Below are 1758 nucleotides of genomic sequence, written 5' to 3' on the forward strand. Positions count from 1 at the left end.
AGTTATGTTAAAATATTAACAAACCTAACCATAACCACCCGCATAGTGCGTTTATAATTTATAAAACGGTCATTTCAATTGATGTATCTTTATACAACCGTTGGCTACAATTTGAGAAAAATATGAAATTAAAGAAAGGTATTGCATTAATTATGCTAATCATTGGAATGGTTGCCTTAGTGCTTAAACTCAAACTTAGAATAGAATTAGAAGATGAATCAATTACAGAATCTGTTACTCGATTTCTGTCCTACTTTACAATCCTTACCAATCTTCTCACAACAATTTATTTTGCATTTATCTTTTTTTCAAAAAATGAAAAAACAATTTTTCATAAACCTGGTACGCTAACTGCAATTGCTGCATTTATGGCTTTTGTTGGAATAGCTTATCATATTCTATTAAGACACGTATGGGACCCACAAGGGCTTACTATGATTTTAGATGAAACTCATCATACAATTGTACCTATAGCAACCATTCTTTTCTGGTGGTTTTACGAAAAAAGTAACTTGATAAAATTCAAGGACTTATCTCGATGGATTTTATATCCCGTTTTATACCTGACTTGGATTTCAATAAGAGGCTATATTTCGTCGTTCTATCCCTATTATTTTGTTGATGCAAATAATCTAGGTACAGTGAAAGTAATTATGAACTCATTGGGTTTGCTAGTCATTATTATAATGTTTTTAGTAATCTTTTATGTTATAGGTGAAAAAATTAAAACTGTAGCCAACAATGTATAACCGCAATTACGGCGGATTCGACTACGTCCGAATCCACTCGGAATTGCTAACGTCTGTGCTAAACCGAAAATAATCGCTAATTTAACCCGTAACTGACGGTTATACGAGACCGTTGCCCACAATTTGAAAAAACTGCTAACTATAACATTTTTAAACCTGATTTTAATTTCTTGCGGGAATTTAGAAGAAGATAAACTGATTGCGGAATTTAAAGCGAAAGAAAGCTACCGAATTTGGACAACCGAAAAAAGAATCAATAAATCCGATTCAATATACTTCAACAGAAAATCGTTTAAGGCTTACGATTCTAAAAACCGTCTAATAAATAGTAATAATTGGGAATTCTATTATTACAATGAGAATGGAATTGAAAAAATAAAGTCAATCTATAAAAGAGAGGGAAAAGGAACAGCTAAAATTGACACGCAAAATTACCTTTATAACAAAAAAGGGCTATTATCTTACATAACAGAAAATCGCGAGAAAATTGACACAATTAAATCATTCAAATACGATTCCGATAACAATCTAATCGAGACTAAAACTAATTACAGAAAAATAACGCAGGAATTTGAAAATGGAGTCTTAAAAAAAAGAATCAAAATTGAGGGAAATGAGAAATCTAGAGTTTCTGAATTTAAATACGATTCATTAAATCGACTAATAATTGAGAATTGGATTTTTAGTGGTAATCATCGAATGAAAACAAAATTTGAGTATAACGAAAAAGGTAAACTTTTTAGAGAAATAGATAGCTCATATAATCAAGGGACAAATCCTAATGAGATTCTTGAGTCTATGGACGAATATAGATATGATAAAAACGATTCAATAATTGAGATTATAAGATTAGGAAGAGTATTGAGCGAATCCGATTTTAAAGTACGTGAAAGGAAAATATTTGAATGGGAAAAAGAATAAAAAACTGTGGGCAACAAAGAACTGAGTTAAAAAACAAGTTCTTTTAGTTTAATTTGGACACATAATTTTCATCATAGGGCAAACCTGA

Annotated in this window: 2 protein-coding genes; both read left to right on the forward strand. The window is 30.5% G+C overall.

Annotated elements, in window-relative coordinates; genetic code table 11:
• The first annotated feature begins 122 nt into the window (after positions 1-122).
• Positions 123-749, forward strand: coding sequence for a Pr6Pr family membrane protein (locus tag HJC33_RS00115; RefSeq protein WP_171656761.1), 627 nt, complete (start codon positions 123-125; stop codon positions 747-749).
• Positions 750-872: 123 nt separating this feature from the next.
• Positions 873-1670: a hypothetical protein gene (locus HJC33_RS00120; protein ID WP_171656762.1), complete on the forward strand. Its 798-nt coding sequence runs from the start codon at positions 873-875 to the stop codon at positions 1668-1670.
• Positions 1671-1758 lie beyond the last annotated feature (88 nt).

It is taken from the genome of Flagellimonas amphidinii (assembly GCF_013090115.1).
Lineage (GTDB): Bacteria > Bacteroidota > Bacteroidia > Flavobacteriales > Flavobacteriaceae > Flagellimonas > Flagellimonas amphidinii.